This is a genomic window from Kocuria sp. CCUG 69068, assembly GCF_020833785.1.
GTDB classification, from domain to species: domain Bacteria; phylum Actinomycetota; class Actinomycetes; order Actinomycetales; family Micrococcaceae; genus Kocuria; species Kocuria rosea.
Genome location: NZ_PDDL01000277.1, coordinates 1 through 532, shown reverse-complemented (window position 1 = coordinate 532; position 532 = coordinate 1). Strand labels below are relative to the sequence as shown.

At 78.2% G+C, this 532-nt stretch carries 2 protein-coding genes; one reads left to right on the top strand and one right to left on the bottom strand.

The genetic code is table 11. The annotated features are described in order from the left end of the window. On the top strand, positions 1–116 hold a 116-nt coding region (locus tag CRM73_RS19510), incomplete at its 5' end, for a SelB C-terminal domain-containing protein (protein WP_229588840.1). Between the two features lie 47 nt (positions 117–163). Here the strand turns inward: CRM73_RS19510 and CRM73_RS19505 are convergent. Beyond that, on the bottom strand, positions 164–532 hold a 369-nt coding region (locus tag CRM73_RS19505), incomplete at its 5' end, for an electron transfer flavoprotein subunit alpha/FixB family protein (RefSeq protein WP_229588839.1).

Below are 532 nucleotides of genomic sequence, written 5' to 3'. Positions count from 1 at the left end.
AGGCCCGCCAGGCGCTCGGCACCTCCCGGCGCGTCGCGATCCCGCTGCTCGAGCACCTCGACGCCCGCGGCTGGACCCGGCGGCTGGACGCCGGCCACCGGACCGTGGCGCGCTGAGCCCCCGGCCCGGGACGGGCTCCGCCGGCCGCTCCGCCGCCCGGCTCCTATCCGCGCAGCGCCCTGAGGTGCTCGACCGCCTGGGGCAGCACCTTCTGCAGGTCGCCCACGATGCCGAGGTCGGCGATCTCGAAGACCGGCGCCTGCTCGTCCTTGTTCACGGCCACGATCGTGCCCGCCGTCTGCATCCCGGCGCGCTGCTGGACGGCCCCGGAGATCCCGCAGGAGACGTAGAGCTGCGGGGAGACGGTGCGCCCGGTCTGGCCCACCTGCGCCTCGGGGCCGATCCACCCGGCGTCCACCGCCGCGCGGGAGGCCCCGATCGCGCCGCCGAGGACGTCGGCGAGCGCCTCGAGCGGCCTGAAGTCCCCGCCCGTGCCGCGGCCGCCGGCCACGACCACGCGCGCCTCGCCCAG